This is a genomic window from Vibrio sp. 397 (genome assembly GCF_033339395.1).
Lineage (GTDB): Bacteria > Pseudomonadota > Gammaproteobacteria > Enterobacterales > Vibrionaceae > Vibrio > Vibrio alginolyticus.
On sequence record NZ_JAWOUN010000027.1, the window covers coordinates 21,991 to 43,789 of the forward strand.

The window sequence follows — 21,799 nt, forward strand, 5'->3', positions numbered from 1 at the left end:
GGATGAATGATTATGCTTGCTCAGACAGAACAAAAAACACAACAACTAAAGCAAACCCAAGGCATGCTTGAGGTGAATGGAGTCGTTGCTCCAGAACATCAAGCAATTTTCCCTGTTGAAGCCCAAACCTTTTTATCTCTACTGTGTGAAAAATTTGCCGGACGTGTTGAACAGTTGCTGGAAGCAAGAGAAGAGAAGCAAGCACGTATTGATGCTGGTGAGCTACCAGATTTTCTACCAGAGACACAAGACATCCGTGAAGGAAGTTGGAAGATCCTAGGAATCCCACAAGATCTGCAAGATCGCCGTGTGGAGATTACCGGACCAACTGACCGCAAGATGGTGATTAACGCACTGAATGCGAATGTAAAAGTGTTCATGGCAGACTTCGAAGATTCAATGTCTCCTGCATGGAGTAAAGTGCTAGATGGTCAAATTAACTTGCGCGATGCTGTTAATGGCACCATCAGTTACACCAATCCTGGCAATGGCAAACATTATCAGCTGGAAGATGACCCAGCGGTGTTGATCTGCCGTGTTCGCGGCCTTCATTTAAAAGAAAAACACGTTACGTGGCACGGTCAGATCATTCCAGGTGCGCTATTCGATTTCGCTCTGTATTTCTATAACAACTACAAAGCGTTACTTCAAAAAGGCAGCGGCCCTTATTTCTACCTTCCAAAACTGCAATCGCATCACGAAGCGAAGTGGTGGAGCGAAGTGTTCCATTTCACGGAAGACTATTTCGGTTTGGATACAGGCACCATCAAAGCGACTGTGCTGATTGAAACCTTACCAGCGGTATTTGAAATGGACGAGATTCTGTTCTCGCTTAAAGAACACATCGTTGGTTTGAACTGTGGTCGCTGGGATTACATCTTTAGCTACATCAAAACATTGAAAAAACACTCAGACCGAGTACTGCCAGATCGCCAAGTGGTAACGATGGACAAGCCATTCTTAAACGCTTACTCGCGATTATTGGTACGTACTTGCCATAAACGAGGTGCTTTCGCGATGGGAGGAATGGCCGCATTTATCCCAGCTAAAGACCCGAAAGAGAATCAAAAAGTATTAGACAAGATCCAGACTGACAAATCGTTAGAAGCTAACAACGGCCACGACGGTACTTGGGTGGCTCATCCAGGTTTGGCTGACACTGCTATGGAAGTCTTTAGTGCTGTGCTGGGTGAACGCACCAACCAGTTGGATGTGAGCCGTGCAGAGGATGCGCCTATTACAGCAGCTGAACTGCTTGAGCCTTGTGAAGGCGAGCGCACTGAAGGCGGAATGCGCCACAATATTCGCGTTGCGCTGCAATACATCGAAGCTTGGATTTCTGGCAATGGTTGTGTGCCGATTTACGGACTGATGGAAGACGCAGCAACGGCAGAAATCTCACGCGCCTCTATCTGGCAATGGATTCAACACGGCAAGTCGCTAGACAACGGATTAAAGGTCACTAAAGAGCTGTTCGAGCTCTATCTCAAAGAGGAGATTGAAGTCGTGAAGCAAGAAATTGGCGAGCAGCGCTACCATGCGGGTCGATTTGAAGAAGCAGCAGACTTAATGGCAAGGCTCACGACGAGCGATGAACTGACCAACTTTTTGACAGTTCCTGGTTATGACTACCTGGATTAATAAAGAATAACTGTAACACCAATAACGTGAAGGATTTTCAAGGCAGATAGGGAAGTACTGCCTGAGAACGGAAACTCAACGCACACGCATAAAGTGCAAATTATAAAGAGGGATAGACCAATGACTAACTTAACTCGCCGCCAACAAATTGAAGCTCTGGAAAAAGACTGGGCAACTAATCCACGCTGGAAAAATGTGAAGCGTACTTACACTGCCGAGGAAGTGGTGGAACTGCGTGGCTCTATGGTGCCTGCAAACACAATTGCACAACGTGGTGCAGACAAACTTTGGTCACTGGTCAACGGTAGTGCGAAAAAAGGTTACGTAAACTGTCTTGGTGCGCTAACGGGTGGTCAAGCCGTTCAACAAGCTAAGGCAGGTATTGAAGCGATCTATCTGTCAGGCTGGCAGGTAGCGGCGGATAACAACACCGCTTCGACGATGTATCCAGACCAATCTCTTTACCCAGTAGATTCTGTACCGTCAGTAGTAAAGCGTATCAACAACTCATTCCGTCGTGCAGACCAAATTCAGTGGGCTGCTGGTAAGACGCCTGAAGATGAAGGTGGTATTGATTACTTCCTACCTATCGTAGCGGATGCTGAAGCGGGCTTTGGTGGTGTGCTTAACGCTTACGAACTAATGAAATCGATGATCGAAGCCGGTGCCGCGGGCGTTCACTTTGAAGACCAGTTAGCATCGGTGAAAAAGTGTGGTCATATGGGGGGTAAGGTATTAGTTCCTACGCAAGAAGCGGTACAAAAGCTCGTTGCAGCTCGTTTGGCTGCTGACGTAGCGGGAACAACAACATTAGTTATTGCTCGTACTGATGCGAATGCGGCGGATCTCATTACTTCAGATTGCGACCCATATGATAAAGACTTCATCGAAGGTGAGCGTACTCAAGAAGGTTTCTACCGCGTTCGCGCGGGTATCGACCAAGCTATCTCTCGCGGCCTGGCTTACGCACCATATGCAGACTTGATTTGGTGTGAAACGGCTACGCCATGTTTGGAAGAAGCACGTAAGTTTGCAGAAGCAATTCACGCTGAATACCCAGATCAATTGTTGGCGTACAACTGCTCGCCTTCATTCAACTGGGAGAAAAACCTAGATGCAGAAACCATTGCTAAGTTCCAACAAGAGCTTGCAGACATGGGCTACAAGTATCAATTCATCACGCTAGCAGGCATTCACAACATGTGGTTCAACATGTTTGAACTGGCGCACGCTTACGCTCAAGGTGAAGGTATGCGTCATTATGTTGAGAAAGTTCAGCGTCCTGAATTCCAAGCAGCTGAAAAAGGCTATACGTTTGTTGCGCACCAACAAGAAGTAGGTACAGGTTACTTCGATAGAATGACCAATACTATCCAAGGTGGTAACTCTTCAGTGACAGCATTGACAGGTTCGACCGAAGAAGACCAATTCTAATTGGCAGAGAAACACTTCCTTAATCAGCGTCAGTAATGGCATTTTGAGCGGCAACCCTGCCGCTCTTTTTTCGTTTAACCGGTGTAAAAAAGAAACTTACAACAAAGAGAATACGCTTGCGTACTACTCTTCCTGCTCGATTTCTTCAGGTTCCACTTCTTCTTGTAGTTCCAATAAGTTAATCGCAATCGTCACGAAGTCACTATCAGTAATAATGCCGACCAATCGACCTTTGGTGACAACAGGTAGACAGCCAACTTTATGCTTTTGCATATAGATAGCGCTCTCTTTGAGCCCCGCGATAGGCTCTGCCGTCATGATATTGGTGTGCATCATTTCGTAGAGCGGTGTGTCTAAAGTAAAAGATTGTTCAGCCTCATCTGGGTGCAAGCTCGATTCTTGAGCAGCAAGAATGTCGCGTTGAGTCACCAAGCCTTGTAAGTGGTTATTGGCATCAACAACCGGAATGTGTCGAATATCAAGCGCATCCATCATGCTTTTTGCATCACGCAAGGTGTGCGTGCGCAGTAAGGTATGAGGATTACGAGTCATCATGTCTTCAACCTTGATCATAGAGACCTCCAGCGGCATTGTCCTTCTCCATTGTCCTTCTCTTAAATATAGAGAATATTTTTCTGTATATCTGGGAGCTAACTCGTTTTTCATCAATTAAATAGCACAATGCTGATGGGCTGCGTAATCTGTGTTTTATTGGTGTTTTTATTAATTTGAATAAGTCGGTTTGTGTGCGAGTCAGTTGGCATTTTTAGTTGATATTGAATGTGTCCCCAAGGTAATCCAATGAATTGAATCGCACATTTTTATTCGCTGGATTTTCCAAGATTCTTCTCTCGAAGAAGATACGTCCAGGCTTACCAAATTGAAGACAGCAACCTAGATGAAACGAACAACGTGTAACAAACTTATTGCGCTGGCAGTGGCGGCATTCAGTGTGCCATCAACACAGGCGATTGTGTTAGGAGATGAACAAACCGATCCTGTTGACCGCGTTACTTTGCGAGCAAGTAATATGGCAGAGTTTCCGCTGTGTGGGGGAACGATGCTGACAGAGCAATGGGTACTGACTGCGGCGCACTGTGTGGTGATGGGACAAGGAACCAATGAAGCAACCTATTATGTGACCCCGCCGGGTGAGCTGTCGGTGAATGCGAATGTGTATGAACTTAATTCTGCAGGGCTTGATAACTTCTATCCGGTGTCTCACGTTGTGGTTCATCCGGATTACACCCGGATTTCAAAAGCTGAGACCGACAGTAATGGCAACGTGAAACCTATCCAAACCGGTTTAGATTCAGACATCGCGTTGCTGTATCTCACGCGCCCAGTGGCAAACGCGAGCTTTGCTGACCTAGCGAGTAAAGTTGACATGGAGAGTATCGAAGCACGTTTGGCGGCGGACTGGAACGATAATTACCTGACCAATCAACGTGTCGAAAATGTGCAAGTGTTTGGATGGGGGTCTACTCAGCCGGATGCTTCTGAACCTTCTAATACGCTCAAAACCACCATTAGCACATTTTTACCCATCGACAAATGTTATGAGCGTTTAGAAATTGGCAGCAGTTTTCCGGGGATCATTGATTCAAGAGACAACCAAACCAAAATTTGTACGCTACCAACACAAAACCATGTATTGGAGCCAGATAGCCATACTCAATATGGCAACTCTGCATGTAAAGGTGACAGTGGTGGCCCGTTGGTCGATGTGGCGACCGGCAAACAAATTGGTATTGTTAGTGGCGGCCCCCTTATTCTACCAACGTGTGGCTCTTTGACGATCCCAAGTTTCTACACCAAGGTGAGCCACTATTACGACTGGGTACAGTCTTACATCACTGCCGATGCGCCACCAAGTCGTTACATCATTGCGCCGAATTTTATCAAAAGTGCTAACAATGAAAGTGGTGACAATAAAGAGTGTCACGATGGCATTGCGACCAATAACTGTGATTTCAAAGGCTCAGATGATGAAGGTGGCAGTCTAGGGTTTTGGTTATTGGGTTTATTCGTGCCGTTATTCTTGTGGCGAAAGCGTGAGGTTTGATAGGGAGATTGGAATGCCAAACTAATAAGCAGTGGTATACGCTGCTTTGCTTTTTTCATGTTCTCTCTTTTGGGCTCAAATTAAAAATAGTGCCAAGTCATCGAGGCTTTTCACGTTTTATTACACTCTTCACCATGGCTTTTACTGCTATATTCTGGTGATTTGCTTGCTATTGCAGCATGTAAACATATACTAGTCTGCTGCGAAAAACTCGTCGCAATTTTATCGTCGCCTAGACGTGATTTGACCAATAGATAAGACAAGTAACATGCAAGTATCAGATTTCCATTTCGACCTTCCAGATGAACTCATCGCTCGCTACCCTCAACCAGAGCGTACCGCTAGCCGACTGCTGCAAATGGACGGCAATACCGGAGAGCTCATTGATGGCACATTTACTGATGTATTGGGCCAAGTTCAACCCGGTGACTTAGTGGTGTTTAATAATACACGTGTTATTCCTGCTCGTCTTTTTGGCCGCAAGGAATCGGGCGGTAAATTAGAAGTGCTAGTGGAGCGCATGTTGGATGAGAAAAGCATCCTCGCGCACGTTCGTTGCTCTAAATCACCAAAACCAGGTACAACCATTATTGTTGGCGAGAATGATGAATATTCAGCAGAGATGGTTGCACGCCATGATGCTTTATTTGAACTGAAATTTAGTTCTGATAAGACGGTACTAGAAATTCTGGAAGAAATCGGCCATATGCCGCTTCCTCCTTACATCGACCGTCCAGACGAAGATGCAGATAAAGAGCGTTACCAAACGGTATATAATCAAAAGCCAGGTGCGGTTGCGGCACCTACAGCGGGCCTTCACTTTGATGATGTTCTCTTGGAGAAAATCAAAGCGAAAGGTGCAGAGTTTGCTTACGTTACTTTGCACGTTGGGGCGGGTACATTCCAGCCGGTAAAAGTGGAAAATATCAACGATCACCACATGCATGCCGAGTACGTAGAAGTACCACAAGAAGTCGTCGAAGCAATTAAAGCGACGAAAGCGCGCGGCGGACGAATTATTGCTGTTGGTACCACATCTGTGCGTTCACTTGAAAGTGCAGCGCAAGACGCATTGCAAAAAGGGACTGAGCTGGCCCCATTCTTTGGCGATACAGAAATCTTTATTTTCCCTGGTTACGAATATCAGTTGGTGGATTGCTTGATCACAAACTTCCACTTGCCTGAATCAACACTGATCATGTTGGTGAGTGCATTTGCTGGATACGAGAACACCATGAATGCTTACAAACATGCGGTGGAAAACAAATACCGTTTCTTCTCGTATGGCGATTCAATGTTCATCAAGAAGAAAACGGCGTAGTTAAAAATAGATTTACGAGTGCTAGCAGTAAGCTAGGAAATAAAGCATCCATTGCTTTATCTCTCGCAAGGAAAAGCGACCGCTCCTTAAAGTAGGGTAGAGCCCTAAACACTCAGTCAGACTGTTTCTCTGACACCCGGAGGCATCGTGAAATTAAAATTCGATCTTAAGAAGAAAAACGGCAATGCACGTCGTGGTCAACTGACTTTCGAACGCGGCACTGTTCAAACTCCTGCGTTCATGCCAGTAGGTACTTACGGTACCGTTAAAGGTATGACACCAGAAGAAGTAAAAGGTACTGGTGCAGAAATTCTGCTAGGTAATACGTTCCACCTGTGGCTACGTCCTGGTCAAGAAGTGATGAAAATGCACGGTGACCTGCACGATTTTATGAACTGGCACGGTCCTATTCTTACTGATTCAGGCGGCTTCCAAGTATTCAGCCTTGGTAAGATGCGTACGATCACTGAAGAAGGTGTTCACTTTCGTAACCCAGTAAACGGTGACAAAATTTTCATGGACGCAGAAAAGTCGATGGAAATTCAAAAAGACCTAGGCTCTGACATCGTTATGATTTTTGACGAGTGTACGCCTTACCCAGCGACACACGATGAAGCGAAGAAATCGATGGAAATGTCATTACGCTGGGCACAGCGTTCACGTGACCACTTCGAGAAGCTAGAAAACCCAAACAACCTATTTGGTATTGTTCAAGGTGGTGTTTACGAAGATTTACGTGATGTGTCGGTAAAAGGTCTAACGGAAATCGGTTTTGACGGTTATGCGGTTGGTGGTTTGGCAGTAGGTGAGCCTAAAGAAGACATGCACCGTATTCTTGAGCATACTTGTCCTCAACTTCCTGAAGACAAACCTCGCTACTTGATGGGCGTTGGTAAGCCAGAAGATTTGGTTGAAGGTGTTCGTCGTGGTATCGACATGTTTGACTGTGTAATGCCAACGCGTAACGCACGTAATGGTCACTTATTTGTGACTGGTGGTGTGATCAAGATCCGTAATGCGAAACATAAAACGGATACAACACCATTGGATCCGCATTGTGACTGTTACACTTGTCAAAACTACAGCAAGTCGTACCTTCACCATTTAGAGCGTTGTAATGAAATCTTAGGCGCTCGCTTGAATACAATCCATAACCTGCGTTACTACCAGCGTCTGATGGAAAGCATTCGTAAAGCAATTGATGAAGATCGCTTCGATGAATTTGTTACTGAGTTCTATGAGCGTCGTGGCCGTGAAGTGCCACCACTAGCAAAAGAGCAGTAATTGAAAAACTAAAAGAATTAAAGCCTTTGGCATGTCGCCAGAGGCTTTTGCTAATAAAGTAGGCTAACGCACGTTATTTTTGAGAGAGCGATCTCTATTAGTTACTCTCAGACTTGAATCTAAAATGCGAAAGCCCAATTTGTTTGATTATCAATAAAATATAATGAGGATGTTTTAATGTTTATTTCTCAGGCTCACGCAGCAGCAGAAGGCGCGCCAGCAGGCGGTGGTTTTGAAATGCTAATCATGCTTGGCATGTTCGCAGTGATCTTTTACTTCATGATTTATCGCCCACAAGCGAAACGCGTAAAAGAACACAAAAACCTAATGGCTTCTATGGGCAAAGGCGACGAAGTTTTAACTAGCGGTGGCCTAGTGGGTAAAATCACTAAGATTGCTGAAGACAATGACTACATTTCAATTGAGCTTAACGCGAACAATGAAGTAGTAATCAAGAAAGACTTCATCACTGCAGTGCTACCAAAAGGTACGCTTAAGTCTCTATAAAACAGCTAAAGGATCCTCGCTGTGCTAAACCGTTATCCATTATGGAAGTACTTGATGGTGCTTTTTGCCATCATCACCGCTGCGTTATACGCACTTCCAAATATCTACGGTGAAGATCCGGCTATTCAAGTTACAGGGGCGCGTGGCGCCTCTGTAGATATGTCAACGCTGGATGCTGTCACTACTGCTCTTAACAAAGAGCAACTTTCTCATAAATCCATTGCTCTCGAAGATGGATCAATTCTTGTTCGTTTTAACGACACTGACACACAAATCAGTGCTCGTGATGTCATCAGCGAAGCGCTAGGCAAAGACACAATTGTTGCACTTAACCTTGCACCTTCTACACCCGATTGGCTAGAAGCGATTGGCGCGTCACCATTGAAGCTAGGTCTTGACCTTCGCGGTGGTGTTCACTTCTTAATGGAAGTGGATATGGATGCAGCGATGGAAAAGCTTGTTGGTCAACAAGAAGAAGCTTTCCGTAGCGAACTTCGTGACGCCAAGATTCGTTACCGTGCAATCCGCCCTTCTGGAAAAGAAGCGGTAGAAGTGTTGTTACGTAACGAAGAGCAATTAGCAGAAGCGAAAGCAACGCTAGAAAAGAATCACCCGGACATGATTTTTGTCGATTCTGATTCAAATGGCCGTTACGCTCTTACTGCCACCTTTACTGAGCAACGTTTACAAGAGATCCGTAACTATGCTGTTGAGCAAAACATTACGATTTTACGTAATCGTGTCAACGAACTAGGTGTTGCGGAACCATTGGTTCAACGTCAAGGTGCTAGTCGCATTGTAGTTGAACTGCCTGGTGTTCAAGACACTGCTCGTGCAAAAGAAATTCTCGGAGCTACGGCAACGCTTGAATTCCGTGAAGTTGATGATAAAGCTGACCTATCGGCAGCGGCAAATGGTCGTGCGCCAGCAGGTAGTGAAATCAAGATGGACCGTGATGGTCGCCCAGTTGTGCTTAAGAAGCGCGTTATTCTTGGCGGTCAAAGCATCACAGATGCAAGCTCAAGTGTTGATGAATATGGTCGTCCACAAGTTAACATCTCGCTAGACAGCGAAGGTGGTAATAAGATGTCTGCGTTCTCTAAGAAGAACATTGGTAAGCTAATGGCTACCGTGTTTGCAGAATACAAAGACAGTGGCCGTCGTACGCCTGAAGGCAAAGTTATTCTGGATAAGCATGAAGAAGTCATCAACCAAGCAACGATTCAATCGGCTCTTGGTCGTAACTTCCGTATCACAGGTATCGACTCTGCTGCAGAAGCACACAACCTAGCACTTTTACTACGTGCTGGTGCACTGATTGCACCTATCTCTATCGTTGAAGAACGTACCATTGGTCCATCAATGGGCCAGCAAAACATCGATATGGGTATCCAAGCATGTATCTGGGGTATGGTTGCCGTAATGCTATTTACGCTGCTTTACTACCGCGGCTTTGGTTTGATTGCAAACATCGCTCTAATGGCAAACTTGGTGCTTATCATTGGTGTTATGTCGATGATTCCAGGCGCTACCATGACGCTTCCGGGGATAGCCGGTATCGTGTTAACAGTCGGTATGGCGGTTGATGCGAACGTACTGATCTTCGAGCGTATCCGTGAAGAAATTCGTGATGGACGTAGTCCACAACAAGCGATTCACCAAGGTTATGCGAATGCATTCAGCACGATTGCTGATGCGAACATCACAACACTAATTACTGCAATCATTCTATTTGCGGTCGGTACTGGTGCGGTGAAAGGTTTCGCAGTTACTCTATCTATCGGTATCTTAACTTCAATGTTCACCGCCATTATTGGTACACGTTGTATCGTGAACCTGATCTACGGTGGCAAACGCGTTGATAAATTGTCGATCTAAGGCTGGGAATTAATATGTTTCAAATTCTAAAAGCAGAGAAGACGATCGGCTTTATGCGTTGGTCGAAAGTAGCATTCGTTTTTTCAATTATAATGATTGCTGCTTCTATCTTCACTTTGTCAACCAAGTGGCTTAATTGGGGTCTAGATTTCACTGGCGGTACGCTTATCGAGGTAGGTTTTGAACAGCCAGCAAACCTTGAAGAGATTCGTGCAGCACTAGATTCAAAAGGCTTTGGCGATGCGACAGTACAAAACTTCGGTAGTGCTCGTGAAGTCATGGTTCGTCTTCGTCCACGTGATGACGTTTCTGGTGAAACGCTAGGTAACCAAATCATTGGTGCTATCAAAGATGGTACTGGCGAAAGCGTAGAAATGCGTCGTATTGAGTTCGTAGGTCCCAACGTTGGTGATGAGCTAACAGAAGCTGGTGGTCTAGCGATCTTGGTATCGCTGATCTGTATCCTGCTTTATGTATCGATGCGATTTGAATGGCGTCTAGCGGCTGGTGCGGTAATGGCATTGGCTCACGATATTATTATCACGCTAGGTGTCTTCTCGTTTCTACAAATTGAAGTTGACCTGACCATCGTAGCTGCGCTACTGACGGTTGTGGGCTACTCACTCAACGATACCATCGTTGTATTTGACCGGATTCGTGAAAACTTCCGTAAGATGCGTAAGGGCGAACCTTCAGACATTATGGACGCCTCAATCACTCAAACGTTGAGCCGTACATTGATTACATCTGGTACGACGTTGTTCGTGGTAATTGCACTGTTCATGCAGGGTGGTGCTATGATTCACGGCTTTGCAACCGCACTTTTACTCGGTATCACTGTAGGTACTTACTCTTCTATCTACGTAGCATCAGCACTGGCTCTAAAACTGGGTATCCAGAAAGAGCACTTGATGCCACCTCAAGTAGAAAAAGAAGGTGCAGAGTTCGACGAGATGCCATAAGGCAGATTGAGAACCGAAAACAAAAACCGCTGAGCAATCAGCGGTTTTTTTATGCCTGATAGATTTGAAAGTTTCATTTTTTTTTGAGGTACTTCCAGCTTGAATTGTAGTTTTTTGATTGAGTTGAATATCGGAAGTATGTTCAACAATTTCGGGAGGAAATAATGTCAAGGCAAGCTGAAATAAAAGTACAGTTACTGAAGTTTGTAGAGATTTCTTACAAGCACAATAAAGGTGTTACCACCAAGCTAGTTACTGGAGGGAAAAGGTTCAAGTTAGCAGTTGATGAGTCAGGTAAAGTAACTTTATCTGGTGAGCTTGGATTTACTAAGTTTGAAGTTTCAAAAGAAATGGTTGAAGAGCTGGGCATAAAATTAAAAGCCGTTTCTGTTACTTTTAAAACTACTCGTGATGGTGTTTTGACATACAGTGGGAGTGTTTCTCTTTTTGGTGTTGTTTCCTTTGGAGTTACTGGGCAGGTAAATGTCCGTGAGCTTTTAGAGCAGTGCGAGTGGGGGCTTTGTAAGTACAGATTTAAGCCGAGTAAAATTGATCAAGCGCTCCGTGAAGCTGGGGTTTAGTTGGTTATGCTAAATAGAATTCTACCTATTCCGGTTTTACTAAGTGTTTCAACGCCCTGCATCGCAAGTCCACTCCACGATACTTACCTTGATATACGTAATAATTTATACAAGATGCAGTATATAGAGGTGGTAGAAGCTATGGCAGGACCAAATCTATCGATTGAAGAGCTGAACAGTATTAAGTCTCACCCAATAAAATTTGGTCATCAATTTCCATTTTTATCATCTATCCCATCAAGTTTGGTTACAGAGCTGTCTTACTTTGAAGAGTACAGTGAGGATGGAGGAGTTGGATGTCTTTCTGTAAACGGCTTTGGTGATGTATACCAGCCAGTCACGGTTTCGCTGCAGTTTTTAATGAAGGAACAAATATGGAAGGTTAAGCACGTAAAAATAGACCACTTATCTGACTACGACCGTTTCTACAAACAGGCTGATTGTTCGAAATAAAAAAGCCCCGCTCAATGAGCGGGGCTTTCTAAAGTCATCAGCGTGACGGGCTATATATGACTTTCAAATCTTACTTAAGGATCGCGCTGTTACCGTTTTCGCGGATGTGCTTAAGGATAGATTTTACGCCACGAGCGCTTGAAGCAACGATGTTACCAGACTTCATGTAGTCAGTGCCGCCAGCAAAGTCTGTTAGGATTGCGCCAGCTTCACGAGCAATAAGCTCACCTGCTGCCATATCCCAAGGTTTTAGGCCTAGCTCGAAGTAACCATCAACACGGCCAGCAGCCACGTAACAAAGGTCAAGAGCAGCAGAGCCGCTACGACGGAAATCAGCACATTCAGTGAATAGCGCACCAACGATCTTGATGTAAGACTCAGCGTGTTGTTTCTGCTTGAATGGGAAGCCTGTTGCTAGAACAGTACCTTGAAGGTCTTTTAGTTGAGCAACACGAATACGTGCACTGTTTAGTTGAGCGCCGGCACCGCGTTGTGCAGTGAATAGCTCGTTTTGCATTGGATCGTAAACACAAGCAACTTCAGTTTTACCCTTAATACGAACAGCGATAGAAACCGCGAAAGTTGGGTAACCTTTTACAAAGTTAGTGGTGCCATCCAGTGGGTCGATGATCCATTGTACGTCTTTATCTTTACCTTCGATAAGACCTTGTTCTTCAGCAACGATACAATGCTCAGGGTAAGACTGCTTGATAGTATCGATGATGATGTATTCTGCTTCTTTGTCTACGTTAGTGACAAAGTCATTAGTGCCTTTAAGAGTAGATTCTACTTTATCAGTGTTTTCTAATGATTTAGCAATATGATTGCCTGCCTTTCGCGCAGCGCGAATAGCAATGTTTAGCATTGGATGCATACGAATTTCCCAACGGATGTTAAAGAACAAATGAAAGCGGCGGCGAGTATACCAGAGATAATTAAAAAGGGAAGTGGTTATTTTTTGTTCTAAATGCGACTGGTTGAGTGTACAGAGCATACTGCGGACGAGAACAATAACCAAGAATGAGAAGAGAGGTCTGCTTGCCTCTAGGGTGTCTTAAAAAACTATGATAACATTCTGCGGTTTTAATTTAGGTAGCAAACACAGATGTTGGATCAAGTAAAAATTGTACTCGTAGGTACCTCTCATTCAGGCAATATTGGCTCAGCAGCTCGAGCAATGAAAGTGATGGGTTTAAACCAACTAGTATTAGTCGATCCACAATGTGAAGTGGATGAACAAACTCTTGCTTTAGCTGCGGGTGCTGGTGATATTGCTCAAAATGCAAAGATTGTCGGCACATTAGAAGAAGCGGTTGAAGATTGTTGCCTTGTTGTGGGTTCTAGCGCCCGCTCTCGTACATTAGAATGGCCAATGCTCGAGCCACGTGAATGCGGTGAGAAATTTGCAGTTGAAGGCCGAAAGCATCCGGTTGCGCTCGTGTTTGGCCGAGAAAGAACTGGTTTGACAAACGAAGAGCTACAAAAGTGCCACTACCATGTTTGTATTCCCGCTAATCCTGAGTACAGCTCGCTTAACCTAGCGATGGCTGTACAAACTCTCAGTTACGAAGTGCGAGTTGCACACTTGAACTTAGAGCAAAGCCAGTTTTCCCCAAATGAATCGGAAGAATACCCGCGTCATCGAGAACTCGAAATGTTCTTCGAGCATCTTGAAAAGGTGATGGTTGAGACCCAGTTTATTAACAAAGAGCAACCTGGACAGGTGATGAATAAGTTGCGCCGTTTGTTCTCTCGTGCTCGACCAGAAACCCAAGAACTTAATATTCTACGAGGCGTTTTGACTTCGATAGAAAAGAAGTTCTGAGTAAATAATAACCACTTTAGGTGTAAGGATGAATACCTGAGTAAAATGGTCAAATAAATACTTGACCAAATTACTCAGGTATGGAAAAATCTTAACCATTACAAACCATGTGGATACGGTGTGGTATGAAACTTACATCTAAAGGAAGATATGCGGTGACAGCCATGCTGGATGTGGCACTGCATTCGCAACAAAACCCTGTACCTCTGGCTGATATTTCAGAGCGTCAAGGGATCTCGCTCTCTTACTTAGAGCAGCTATTTTCAAAATTGCGTAAAGCAGGTCTCGTTGCCAGCGTTCGTGGTCCTGGTGGTGGTTACCGACTTGGTGCCGACGCTCACAGTATCGCTATTGGTACCGTGATTGCTGCCGTTGATGAGTCAGTAGATGCAACCAAATGCCAAGGTAAAGGAGATTGCCAAGGTGGAACACGTTGCCTTACTCACACGCTGTGGCGTGACCTAAGCTCTCGCATTAGTGACTTTTTGAATAACATCACTCTTGGTGAGTTGATGACAGACAATGAAGTACTCGAAATTTCTGATCGTCAGGACATTGATCTGGCGGTAACCCATGGGCTATCAAACAAAAATACAACCGCCGCGCCCATCGGTGTAAACGTCCGCTCTTAGCGGTCAGCTTTTTACATTGGAGTAGAGAATGAAACTGCCGATTTATCTTGATTATTCCGCTACATGTCCAGTTGATCCACGTGTTGCTGAAAAAATGGTTCAGTACATGACAATGGATGGCACATTTGGCAACCCAGCGTCGCGTTCGCACCGTTACGGCTGGCAGGCAGAAGAAGCGGTCGATACTGCTCGTGAGCAAATTGCTGACCTTCTAAATGCAGATCCTCGCGAAATCGTATTTACATCTGGTGCGACAGAATCAGACAACCTTGCTATTAAAGGTGCAGCGCACTTTTACTCGAAGAAAGGCAAGCACGTAATCACTTGTAAAACAGAGCACAAAGCCGTTCTTGACCCATGTCGTCAACTTGAGCGTGAAGGCTTTGAAGTGACTTACCTTGAGCCAGAATCAAATGGCTTGATCGATCTAGAGAAGCTTAAAGCGGCAATGCGTGATGACACAGTGCTTGTGTCTATTATGCACGTAAACAACGAGATTGGTGTGGTTCAAGACATTACAGCGATCGGCGAATTGTGTCGTGAGCGTAAAATTGTTTTCCACGTGGATGCAGCGCAATCTGCAGGGAAATTACCAATCGACGTTCAAGAGATGAAAGTTGACCTAATTTCGCTTTCTGCTCACAAAGTTTATGGCCCTAAAGGCATCGGTGCACTTTACGTTCGTCGTAAGCCTCGTATTCGTCTTGAAGCGCAAATGCACGGTGGCGGCCATGAGCGTGGTTTCCGCTCTGGTACACTACCTACTCACCAAATCGTAGGTATGGGTGAAGCATTCCGTATTGCAAAAGAAGACATGCAAAAAGATTACGATCATGCTTTAGCGCTTCGTAACCGTCTTTTTGATGGCGTGAAAGACTTAGAAGCAGTGACGGTAAACGGTGACTTTGAGCAGCGTGTACCACACAACCTAAACATCAGTTTCGCATTCGTAGAAGGTGAATCACTACTAATGTCGCTTAAAGATCTAGCGGTATCTTCTGGTAGTGCTTGTACGTCTGCAAGCCTTGAGCCTTCTTACGTTCTTCGTGCCCTAGGCATGGATGACGAATTGGCTCACAGCTCGGTTCGTTTCTCGTTTGGTCGTTTCACGACTGAAGAAGAAATTGATTACGCAATTGAACAAATCCGCGTTGCAGTGACTAAGCTACGCGACATGTCTCCTCTATGGGATATGTACAAAGAAGGGATTGATTTGAGCACTGTTGAATGGGCTCACCATTAATCTCAGGGATTGAAATAGAGGATTCGAGGTAATTTATCATGGCATACAGCGAAAAAGTAATTGATCACTACGAGAACCCACGTAACGTTGGTTCATTCGATAAAGAAGATCCATCAGTAGGTAGCGGCATGGTTGGCGCTCCTGCGTGTGGTGACGTAATGAAGCTTCAAATCAAAGTGACACCTGAAGGTATCATCGAAGATGCGAAGTTCAAAACATACGGTTGTGGTAGTGCAATCGCATCAAGCTCACTAGTAACTGAGTGGGTAAAAGGTAAGTCAGTTGATGAAGCGGCAGCAATTAAAAACTCTGAGATTGCTGAAGAGCTAGAGCTTCCACCAGTGAAAGTTCACTGTTCTATTCTTGCTGAAGATGCAATCAAAGCAGCGGTTGCTGACTACAAGAAAAAACACCAAGAATAATTATTCCGTAATATAATGGGAGCTTTGACGCTCCCATTCCAATCGAAATTTAGACAGACTAAGGTGCAGTATGGCCATCACAATGACAGAATCAGCGGCAAGTCGCGTAAGAGCATTCCTAGATAACCGAGGCAAAGGTATCGGTTTACGTCTTGGAGTGAAGACGACTGGTTGTTCCGGCATGGCATACGTACTTGAGTTTGTTGATGAGCTCAATGAAGAAGACGAAGTATTTGAACTCTCTGGAGTGAAAATTATCATCGATCAAAAGAGCTTAGTGTACCTAGATGGTACTGAATTGGATTACGTGAAAGAAGGGTTGAATGAAGGTTTTGAATTCAACAACCCTAACGCGAAAAGTGAATGTGGTTGTGGTGAAAGCTTCAACGTCTAATTGATTGTCCTTCTGGGCAAACGAGTCCGGAAGGCTTTACTAGGACCCGAACTTAATGAATCACTTTGAATTATTTGGGCTACCAAGTCAGTTTAAGCTGGATGGTAGCCTTCTTTCTTCTCAGTTCCGAGAACTACAAAAACGCTTCCACCCGGATAACTTTGCAACGGGCTCAGAACGTGACCGTTTGATGGCGGTGCAAAAGGCGGCGCAAATCAACGATGCCTATCAAGTTCTGAAAAATCCTATTTCTCGCGCCGAGTATATCCTCGCAGAGCAAGGTGTTGAGATCCGAGGTGAACAGCAAACGATGCAAGATCCGATGTTCTTAATGGAGCAAATGGAACTGCGCGAAGAACTGGAAGAGATTGCTGACAACTCCGATCCTGAATCGGCGCTTTTTGACTTCGACTCTAAGGTCCGCAAAATGTACAAACAGCATCTGGCAAGCGTCGAGCAAGAGCTTGATGATGGTCTATGGGCTGAAGCCGCAGACCGAGTTCGTAAGCTAAAATTCATTGCCAAACTAAAGAACGAAATTGAGCTAGTCGAAGACAAACTCCTCGGCTAGTAAGCGTGACAAGGACCTATCATGGCACTACTTCAAATCGCAGAACCGGGCCAAAGCTCGGCACCTCATGAGCATAAGTTAGCAGCGGGTATCGACTTAGGTACTACCAACTCTTTGGTTGCTTCTGTACGTAGCGGCGATGCAACTCCACTTGCGGACGAGCAGGGCCGTACTATTTTACCTTCAGTCGTTAATTACGCTGAGGAAACGTTAACGGTCGGCCACGAAGCCAAAGCCAAAGCAGAGTTTGAACCAGAGAACACGATTATCTCTGTAAAACGTTTGATCGGTCGTTCATTAAAGGACATTCAGTCCCGTTACTCTTCACTTCCTTATCGTTTTAAAGAGAGTGAAAACGGCCTGCCAATTCTGCAAACACCTCAAGGTGACAAAAACCCGATTGAAGTATCTGCGGACATCCTAAAAGTATTGGGTAAGCGAGCTGAAGATACGTTAGGTGGTGAGTTAGCTGGTGTCGTTATTACCGTTCCTGCTTACTTTGATGACGCGCAACGTGCAGGTACAAAAGATGCGGCGAAATTAGCTGGTCTTCATGTTCTCCGTCTACTTAACGAACCAACCGCTGCGGCAATTGCTTATGGCCTAGACTCTGGTCAAGAAGGTGTGATTGCGGTTTACGATCTAGGTGGCGGTACTTTTGATATCTCTATCCTACGTTTATCGAAAGGCGTATTTGAAGTATTAGCAACAGGTGGCGATTCTGCATTAGGCGGTGACGACTTCGACCATCTATTTGCCGATTATTTAATGGAGCAAGCGGGTCTAGAAGCGCCGCTTTCTGCAGAAAAGAACCGTACACTGTTGAACATTGCTACTGAAGCTAAGATTGCTTTCTCTGAGCAAGACAGTGTTGACGTTGACGTTTTTGGTTGGAAAGGCACCGTGACTCGCGAGCAGTTCGAAGATCTGATTCGTCCGCTAGTGAAGAAAACCCTGATGTCTTGTCGTCGCGCATTAAAAGATGCGGATGTCGACGCAGATGAAGTACTCGAGGTCGTCATGGTTGGCGGCTCAACCCGTACATTGTTGGTTCGTGAAATGGTAGGCGATTTTTTTGGTCGCACACCTCTGACAAGCATTAACCCAGATGAAGTTGTTGCAATCGGTGCGGGTATTCAAGCTGATATCCTAGCGGGTAACAAACCTGACTCTGAAATGTTGCTTCTTGATGTGATTCCACTGTCGCTCGGTATTGAAACCATGGGTGGTTTGGTCGAGAAGATCATCCCCCGCAACACTACGATTCCCGTTGCGCGTGCGCAAGAATTTACCACATTCAAAGATGGCCAAACGGCGATGAGTGTTCATGTGGTACAAGGTGAACGTGAAATGGTTGATGACTGTCGTTCACTTGCTCGCTTCTCGTTAAAAGGTATTCCTCCGATGGCAGCGGGTGCGGCACATATTCGCGTGACTTACCAAGTTGACGCTGATGGCCTTCTTTCTGTTACGGCAATGGAGAAGAGCACTGGTGTTCAATCAGAGATTCAAGTAAAACCTTCTTACGGCTTAAGTGACAATGAAGTGGCGGATATGTTGCGTGATTCAATGACGCACGCAAAAGAAGACATGCAAGCTCGTGCCTTAGCTGAGCAGCGTGTTGAAGCCGACCGAGTGATAGAAGGTTTGATTGCAGCGATGCAAGCTGATGGTGATGACTTACTATCAGAACAAGAGAAACAAAACTTGATTAAAGCCATCGAAGCCTTGATTGAGCTGCGTAATGGTGATGATGCAGATGCGATAGAGCAGGGCATTAAAGATACCGATAAAGCGAGCCAAGATTTCGCATCACGCCGTATGGATAAATCGATTCGAGCTGCGTTGTCAGGTCAATCAGTAGACGATATATAAGAGATAAGTAGTTATGCCTAAGATTATTGTATTACCACACGACGATTTGTGCCCAGAAGGTGCAGTGTTGGAAGCAAACTCTGGTGACACCGTTCTAGACGTAGCGCTAAAAAACGGTATCGGTATTGAACATGCGTGTGAGAAGTCATGTGCGTGTACTACCTGCCACGTAATCATCCGTGAAGGTTTTGATTCACTCGAAGAAAGTGAAGAACTAGAAGACGACATGCTAGATAAAGCGTGGGGTCTAGAGCCTGAGTCACGCCTAGGGTGTCAGGCGAGAATTGCTGATGAAGACTTGGTGGTAGAAATTCCTAAATACACACTAAACCACGCTTCAGAAGATCACTAAAACTATCTTCCCAATATAGGGAAGAAGCAAAAGGAAGATGAGCAATGAAATGGACAGATTCTCGCGATATCGCGATTGAACTTTGTGACAAGTTTCCAGATGTCGATCCAAAAACAGTGCGTTTTACCGATCTTCATCAATGGATCATGGAGTTAGATGAGTTTGACGATGAGCCAAACCGTTCTAATGAAAAGATTCTAGAAGCCGTTATCATGTGCTGGATGGACGAAGCAGACTAAGTCTGTAAAACACAGCCTAGTTAACAATTCTTACTAAAAAAAGCGGACCTTTAGGTCCGTTTTTTTATCCAATTGACATTTTTGCCCTACATAATGCTAACATCCGTGAGTTATTAAAAAGAAGCAGCGTAGGCAACGCTGCTATAAGACAAGGAGAAACCATGTCTACACAGATGTCTGTATTTTTAAGTCAAGAGTCGGCAGCACCACATTGGGGTGAAAAAGCACTGCTTTCATTCGCTGAAAACGGCGCAACTATTCACTTAGGTGAAGGTCATGATCTCGGCGCAATTCAACGTGCAGCTCGTCAGCTAGATGGCCAAGGAATTCGTTCTATTTTTCTTTCTGGTGATAACTGGGATCTAGAGAGCGTATGGGCTTTCCACCAAGGGTTCCGTAACCCTAAAAAACATGGCTCAGTTGAGTGGGCAGCATTGTCTGATGAAGAGCAAGCAGAGCTTCAAGCTCGTATTACTTCGACTGATTTTACCCGCGATATTATCAACAAAACGGCAGAAGAAGTTGCTCCTCGTCAGCTAGCGACAATGGCTGCTGAATTCATCAAATCTGTTGCGCCGAAAGGCACGGTGACAGCTCGTATCGTCAAAGACAAAGACTTGTTGGCAGAAGGTTGGGAAGGTATTTACGCAGTAGGCCGTGGTTCTGAGCGTACTTCTGCGATGCTTCAGTTAGACTACAACCCAACTGGTGACGAAAACGCACCTGTATTCGCATGTCTTGTGGGTAAAGGCATCACCTTTGATTCCGGTGGTTACAGCTTGAAGCCTTCTACCTTCATGAGTGCAATGAAAGCAGATATGGGTGGCTCGGGTACTATAACTGGTGGCCTAGGATTAGCTATCTTGCGCGGTTTAAACAAGCGCGTAAAACTGATCTTGTGTTGTGCTGAGAACATGGTTTCTGGCCGTGCCCTTAAGCTTGGCGACATCATCACTTACAAAAACGGCAAAACCGTTGAGATTATGAATACCGACGCGGAAGGTCGCTTGGTGCTTGCAGACGGTCTTATCTACGCCAGTGAGCAAAACCCTGAGTTAATCATTGACTGCGCGACGCTAACAGGCGCAGCGAAGAATGCGTTAGGTAACGATTACCATGCGCTAATGAGCTTTGATGATGAGCTATCGCATCAAGCGCTTACGGCGGCAAACCAGGAAAAAGAAGGCTTGTGGCCGCTACCACTTGCTGATTTCCATCGAGAAATGCTGCCATCTAATTTTGCCGATTTATCGAATATCAGCTCTGGTGATTATTCTCCGGGTGCAAGTACTGCAGCTGCATTCTTGTCTTACTTCGTTGAGGACTACAAAAAAGGCTGGTTACATTTCGACTGTGCGGGTACGTATCGTAAAGCCGCTTCTGATAAATGGGCTGCGGGAGCAACGGGTATGGGTGTTCGTACACTTGCTCGTTTCCTCAATGAGCAAGCTGGAAAATAAGATTGATTGCAGCACTCTCTTGTTTGAGTGCTGCTCTTACCCAGTAAGTCACTTTAAAAGCACAACTATTATTACAAGTACAGAAAGGAAATTTTATGGCTCTAGAAAGAACATTTTCAATCATTAAGCCTGATGCTGTAGAGCGAAACCTAATTGGTGAAATCTACAATCGTATTGAAAAGGCTGGCCTACGTATCATCGCTGCCAAAATGGTTCACCTGACAGAAGATCAGGCAAGCGGCTTTTATGCAGAGCATGAAGGTAAAGAGTTTTTCCCTCCTCTAAAAGAGTTCATGACATCTGGTCCTATTATGGTTCAGGTATTGGAAGGCGAAAATGCGATTGCACGTTACCGCGAGCTAATGGGTAAAACCAACCCAGAGGACGCGGCATGTGGCACTTTGCGTGCTGATTACGCACTCAGCATGCGTCACAATTCAGTTCATGGTTCAGATAGCCCTGAGTCTGCCGCTCGTGAAATTGAGTTTTTCTTCCCTGAATCAGAAGTTTTCTCTCGCTAACTCGTTCATGCATCACTTTTGCGTGATGATCTAGTTCGTAATAACCTCGGAATTGTCCGAGGTTTTTTATTTTCAGCCCTAAACCACCTACTTCAGTAGGTGGTTATCATCCGTTTCGGCTTTGCCTGTAAAACTACTC

Annotated in this window: 23 protein-coding genes; 21 read left to right on the forward strand and 2 right to left on the reverse strand. The window is 45.1% G+C overall.

Features of this window, described 5'->3' with window-relative positions:
- Window positions 1–12: 12 nt before the first annotated feature.
- Entirely contained in the window at window positions 13–1,641 is a 1,629-nt protein-coding gene (gene aceB, locus R7P36_RS23390) for a malate synthase A (protein ID WP_017820561.1), read from the forward strand.
- Window positions 1,642–1,761: 120 nt separating this feature from the next.
- On the forward strand, window positions 1,762–3,075 hold the full coding sequence (gene aceA / locus R7P36_RS23395) for an isocitrate lyase (RefSeq protein ID WP_005381733.1): 1,314 nt from the start codon (window positions 1,762–1,764) through the stop codon (window positions 3,073–3,075).
- 123 nt (window positions 3,076–3,198) lie between these two features.
- Here aceA and R7P36_RS23400 read toward each other — a convergent pair whose 3' ends face one another.
- The gene (locus R7P36_RS23400) at window positions 3,199–3,648 is read right to left on the reverse strand and encodes a CBS domain-containing protein (protein WP_017820562.1); all 450 of its coding nucleotides are present in this window, start codon (window positions 3,646–3,648) and stop codon (window positions 3,199–3,201) included.
- Between the two features lie 325 nt (window positions 3,649–3,973).
- Here R7P36_RS23400 and R7P36_RS23405 point away from each other — a divergent pair, with 325 nt between their 5' ends.
- From R7P36_RS23405 to R7P36_RS23440, 8 genes are all read left to right on the forward strand, one after another.
- Window positions 3,974–5,140: a trypsin-like serine protease gene (locus tag R7P36_RS23405; protein WP_132937062.1), complete on the forward strand. Its 1,167-nt coding sequence runs from the start codon at window positions 3,974–3,976 to the stop codon at window positions 5,138–5,140.
- A gap of 268 nt (window positions 5,141–5,408) precedes the next feature.
- Window positions 5,409–6,461 (forward strand): tRNA preQ1(34) S-adenosylmethionine ribosyltransferase-isomerase QueA, encoded by a 1,053-nt coding sequence (queA, locus tag R7P36_RS23410; RefSeq protein ID WP_005381728.1) that lies wholly within the window; start codon window positions 5,409–5,411, stop codon window positions 6,459–6,461.
- A 147-nt stretch (window positions 6,462–6,608) separates the two neighbouring features.
- Entirely contained in the window at window positions 6,609–7,745 is a 1,137-nt protein-coding gene (gene tgt, locus R7P36_RS23415) for a tRNA guanosine(34) transglycosylase Tgt (protein WP_005381727.1), read from the forward strand.
- 177 nt (window positions 7,746–7,922) lie between these two features.
- Window positions 7,923–8,252, forward strand: coding sequence for a preprotein translocase subunit YajC (gene yajC, locus R7P36_RS23420; protein WP_005381725.1), 330 nt, complete (start codon window positions 7,923–7,925; stop codon window positions 8,250–8,252).
- A 21-nt stretch (window positions 8,253–8,273) separates the two neighbouring features.
- A complete protein-coding gene (gene secD, locus R7P36_RS23425) occupies window positions 8,274–10,130 on the forward strand; it encodes a protein translocase subunit SecD (protein WP_005381724.1) in 1,857 nt (618 codons plus the stop codon).
- Between the two features lie 14 nt (window positions 10,131–10,144).
- Window positions 10,145–11,092, forward strand: coding sequence for a protein translocase subunit SecF (gene secF / locus R7P36_RS23430; protein WP_005383689.1), 948 nt, complete (start codon window positions 10,145–10,147; stop codon window positions 11,090–11,092).
- Window positions 11,093–11,256: 164 nt separating this feature from the next.
- Window positions 11,257–11,673: a hypothetical protein gene (locus R7P36_RS23435; protein ID WP_017633921.1), complete on the forward strand. Its 417-nt coding sequence runs from the start codon at window positions 11,257–11,259 to the stop codon at window positions 11,671–11,673.
- A 141-nt stretch (window positions 11,674–11,814) separates the two neighbouring features.
- Complete coding sequence (locus tag R7P36_RS23440; RefSeq protein ID WP_017633920.1) at window positions 11,815–12,126, forward strand: hypothetical protein; 312 nt, start codon at window positions 11,815–11,817, stop codon at window positions 12,124–12,126.
- Window positions 12,127–12,196: 70 nt separating this feature from the next.
- Here the strand turns inward: R7P36_RS23440 and suhB are convergent, their stop codons facing one another.
- Window positions 12,197–13,000, reverse strand: coding sequence for an inositol-1-monophosphatase (suhB, locus tag R7P36_RS23445; protein WP_005381722.1), 804 nt, complete (start codon window positions 12,998–13,000; stop codon window positions 12,197–12,199).
- Between the two features lie 231 nt (window positions 13,001–13,231).
- Between suhB and trmJ the strand changes: the two genes are divergently transcribed.
- From trmJ to ndk, 11 genes are all read left to right on the forward strand, one after another.
- A complete protein-coding gene (gene trmJ, locus R7P36_RS23450; RefSeq protein WP_213900097.1) occupies window positions 13,232–13,951 on the forward strand; it encodes a tRNA (cytosine(32)/uridine(32)-2'-O)-methyltransferase TrmJ in 720 nt (239 codons plus the stop codon).
- 125 nt (window positions 13,952–14,076) lie between these two features.
- Entirely contained in the window at window positions 14,077–14,583 is a 507-nt protein-coding gene (gene iscR, locus R7P36_RS23455) for a Fe-S cluster assembly transcriptional regulator IscR (RefSeq protein WP_005381720.1), read from the forward strand.
- A 28-nt stretch (window positions 14,584–14,611) separates the two neighbouring features.
- Window positions 14,612–15,826: an IscS subfamily cysteine desulfurase gene (locus tag R7P36_RS23460; protein WP_025768862.1), complete on the forward strand. Its 1,215-nt coding sequence runs from the start codon at window positions 14,612–14,614 to the stop codon at window positions 15,824–15,826.
- Between the two features lie 38 nt (window positions 15,827–15,864).
- Window positions 15,865–16,248, forward strand: coding sequence for a Fe-S cluster assembly scaffold IscU (gene iscU, locus R7P36_RS23465; protein ID WP_005381718.1), 384 nt, complete (start codon window positions 15,865–15,867; stop codon window positions 16,246–16,248).
- Window positions 16,249–16,318: 70 nt separating this feature from the next.
- The gene (gene iscA, locus R7P36_RS23470) at window positions 16,319–16,642 is read left to right on the forward strand and encodes an iron-sulfur cluster assembly protein IscA (RefSeq protein WP_005381717.1); all 324 of its coding nucleotides are present in this window, start codon (window positions 16,319–16,321) and stop codon (window positions 16,640–16,642) included.
- 55 nt (window positions 16,643–16,697) lie between these two features.
- The gene (hscB, locus tag R7P36_RS23475; protein ID WP_064376912.1) at window positions 16,698–17,213 is read left to right on the forward strand and encodes a co-chaperone HscB; all 516 of its coding nucleotides are present in this window, start codon (window positions 16,698–16,700) and stop codon (window positions 17,211–17,213) included.
- Window positions 17,214–17,234: 21 nt separating this feature from the next.
- Window positions 17,235–19,088 (forward strand): Fe-S protein assembly chaperone HscA, encoded by a 1,854-nt coding sequence (gene hscA, locus R7P36_RS23480; protein ID WP_213900096.1) that lies wholly within the window; start codon window positions 17,235–17,237, stop codon window positions 19,086–19,088.
- A gap of 13 nt (window positions 19,089–19,101) precedes the next feature.
- The gene (gene fdx / locus R7P36_RS23485; protein ID WP_005381713.1) at window positions 19,102–19,440 is read left to right on the forward strand and encodes an ISC system 2Fe-2S type ferredoxin; all 339 of its coding nucleotides are present in this window, start codon (window positions 19,102–19,104) and stop codon (window positions 19,438–19,440) included.
- 44 nt (window positions 19,441–19,484) lie between these two features.
- A complete protein-coding gene (gene iscX / locus R7P36_RS23490; RefSeq protein WP_005381711.1) occupies window positions 19,485–19,679 on the forward strand; it encodes a Fe-S cluster assembly protein IscX in 195 nt (64 codons plus the stop codon).
- A 161-nt stretch (window positions 19,680–19,840) separates the two neighbouring features.
- A complete protein-coding gene (gene pepB / locus R7P36_RS23495; RefSeq protein WP_213900095.1) occupies window positions 19,841–21,139 on the forward strand; it encodes an aminopeptidase PepB in 1,299 nt (432 codons plus the stop codon).
- 95 nt (window positions 21,140–21,234) lie between these two features.
- Window positions 21,235–21,660 (forward strand): nucleoside-diphosphate kinase, encoded by a 426-nt coding sequence (ndk, locus tag R7P36_RS23500; RefSeq protein ID WP_005381702.1) that lies wholly within the window; start codon window positions 21,235–21,237, stop codon window positions 21,658–21,660.
- Window positions 21,661–21,799: the final 139 nt, after the last annotated feature.

What these genes read in the sequence shown, in the direction of transcription:
- aceB (WP_017820561.1), top strand. Translation starts at nt 13, where the DNA reads ATGCTTGCTCAGACAGAACAAAAAACACAACAACTAAAGCAAACCCAA.
- aceA (WP_005381733.1), top strand. Translation starts at nt 1,762, where the DNA reads ATGACTAACTTAACTCGCCGCCAACAAATTGAAGCTCTGGAAAAAGAC.
- R7P36_RS23400 (WP_017820562.1), bottom strand. Translation starts at nt 3,648, where the DNA reads ATGATCAAGGTTGAAGACATGATGACTCGTAATCCTCATACCTTACTG.
- R7P36_RS23405 (WP_132937062.1), top strand. Translation starts at nt 3,974, where the DNA reads ATGAAACGAACAACGTGTAACAAACTTATTGCGCTGGCAGTGGCGGCA.
- queA (WP_005381728.1), top strand. Translation starts at nt 5,409, where the DNA reads ATGCAAGTATCAGATTTCCATTTCGACCTTCCAGATGAACTCATCGCT.
- yajC (WP_005381725.1), top strand. Translation starts at nt 7,923, where the DNA reads ATGTTTATTTCTCAGGCTCACGCAGCAGCAGAAGGCGCGCCAGCAGGC.
- secF (WP_005383689.1), top strand. Translation starts at nt 10,145, where the DNA reads ATGTTTCAAATTCTAAAAGCAGAGAAGACGATCGGCTTTATGCGTTGG.
- R7P36_RS23435 (WP_017633921.1), top strand. Translation starts at nt 11,257, where the DNA reads ATGTCAAGGCAAGCTGAAATAAAAGTACAGTTACTGAAGTTTGTAGAG.
- R7P36_RS23440 (WP_017633920.1), top strand. Translation starts at nt 11,815, where the DNA reads ATGGCAGGACCAAATCTATCGATTGAAGAGCTGAACAGTATTAAGTCT.
- suhB (WP_005381722.1), bottom strand. Translation starts at nt 13,000, where the DNA reads ATGCATCCAATGCTAAACATTGCTATTCGCGCTGCGCGAAAGGCAGGC.
- trmJ (WP_213900097.1), top strand. Translation starts at nt 13,232, where the DNA reads ATGTTGGATCAAGTAAAAATTGTACTCGTAGGTACCTCTCATTCAGGC.
- iscR (WP_005381720.1), top strand. Translation starts at nt 14,077, where the DNA reads ATGAAACTTACATCTAAAGGAAGATATGCGGTGACAGCCATGCTGGAT.
- R7P36_RS23460 (WP_025768862.1), top strand. Translation starts at nt 14,612, where the DNA reads ATGAAACTGCCGATTTATCTTGATTATTCCGCTACATGTCCAGTTGAT.
- iscU (WP_005381718.1), top strand. Translation starts at nt 15,865, where the DNA reads ATGGCATACAGCGAAAAAGTAATTGATCACTACGAGAACCCACGTAAC.
- iscA (WP_005381717.1), top strand. Translation starts at nt 16,319, where the DNA reads ATGGCCATCACAATGACAGAATCAGCGGCAAGTCGCGTAAGAGCATTC.
- hscB (WP_064376912.1), top strand. Translation starts at nt 16,698, where the DNA reads ATGAATCACTTTGAATTATTTGGGCTACCAAGTCAGTTTAAGCTGGAT.
- hscA (WP_213900096.1), top strand. Translation starts at nt 17,235, where the DNA reads ATGGCACTACTTCAAATCGCAGAACCGGGCCAAAGCTCGGCACCTCAT.
- fdx (WP_005381713.1), top strand. Translation starts at nt 19,102, where the DNA reads ATGCCTAAGATTATTGTATTACCACACGACGATTTGTGCCCAGAAGGT.
- iscX (WP_005381711.1), top strand. Translation starts at nt 19,485, where the DNA reads ATGAAATGGACAGATTCTCGCGATATCGCGATTGAACTTTGTGACAAG.
- pepB (WP_213900095.1), top strand. Translation starts at nt 19,841, where the DNA reads ATGTCTACACAGATGTCTGTATTTTTAAGTCAAGAGTCGGCAGCACCA.
- ndk (WP_005381702.1), top strand. Translation starts at nt 21,235, where the DNA reads ATGGCTCTAGAAAGAACATTTTCAATCATTAAGCCTGATGCTGTAGAG.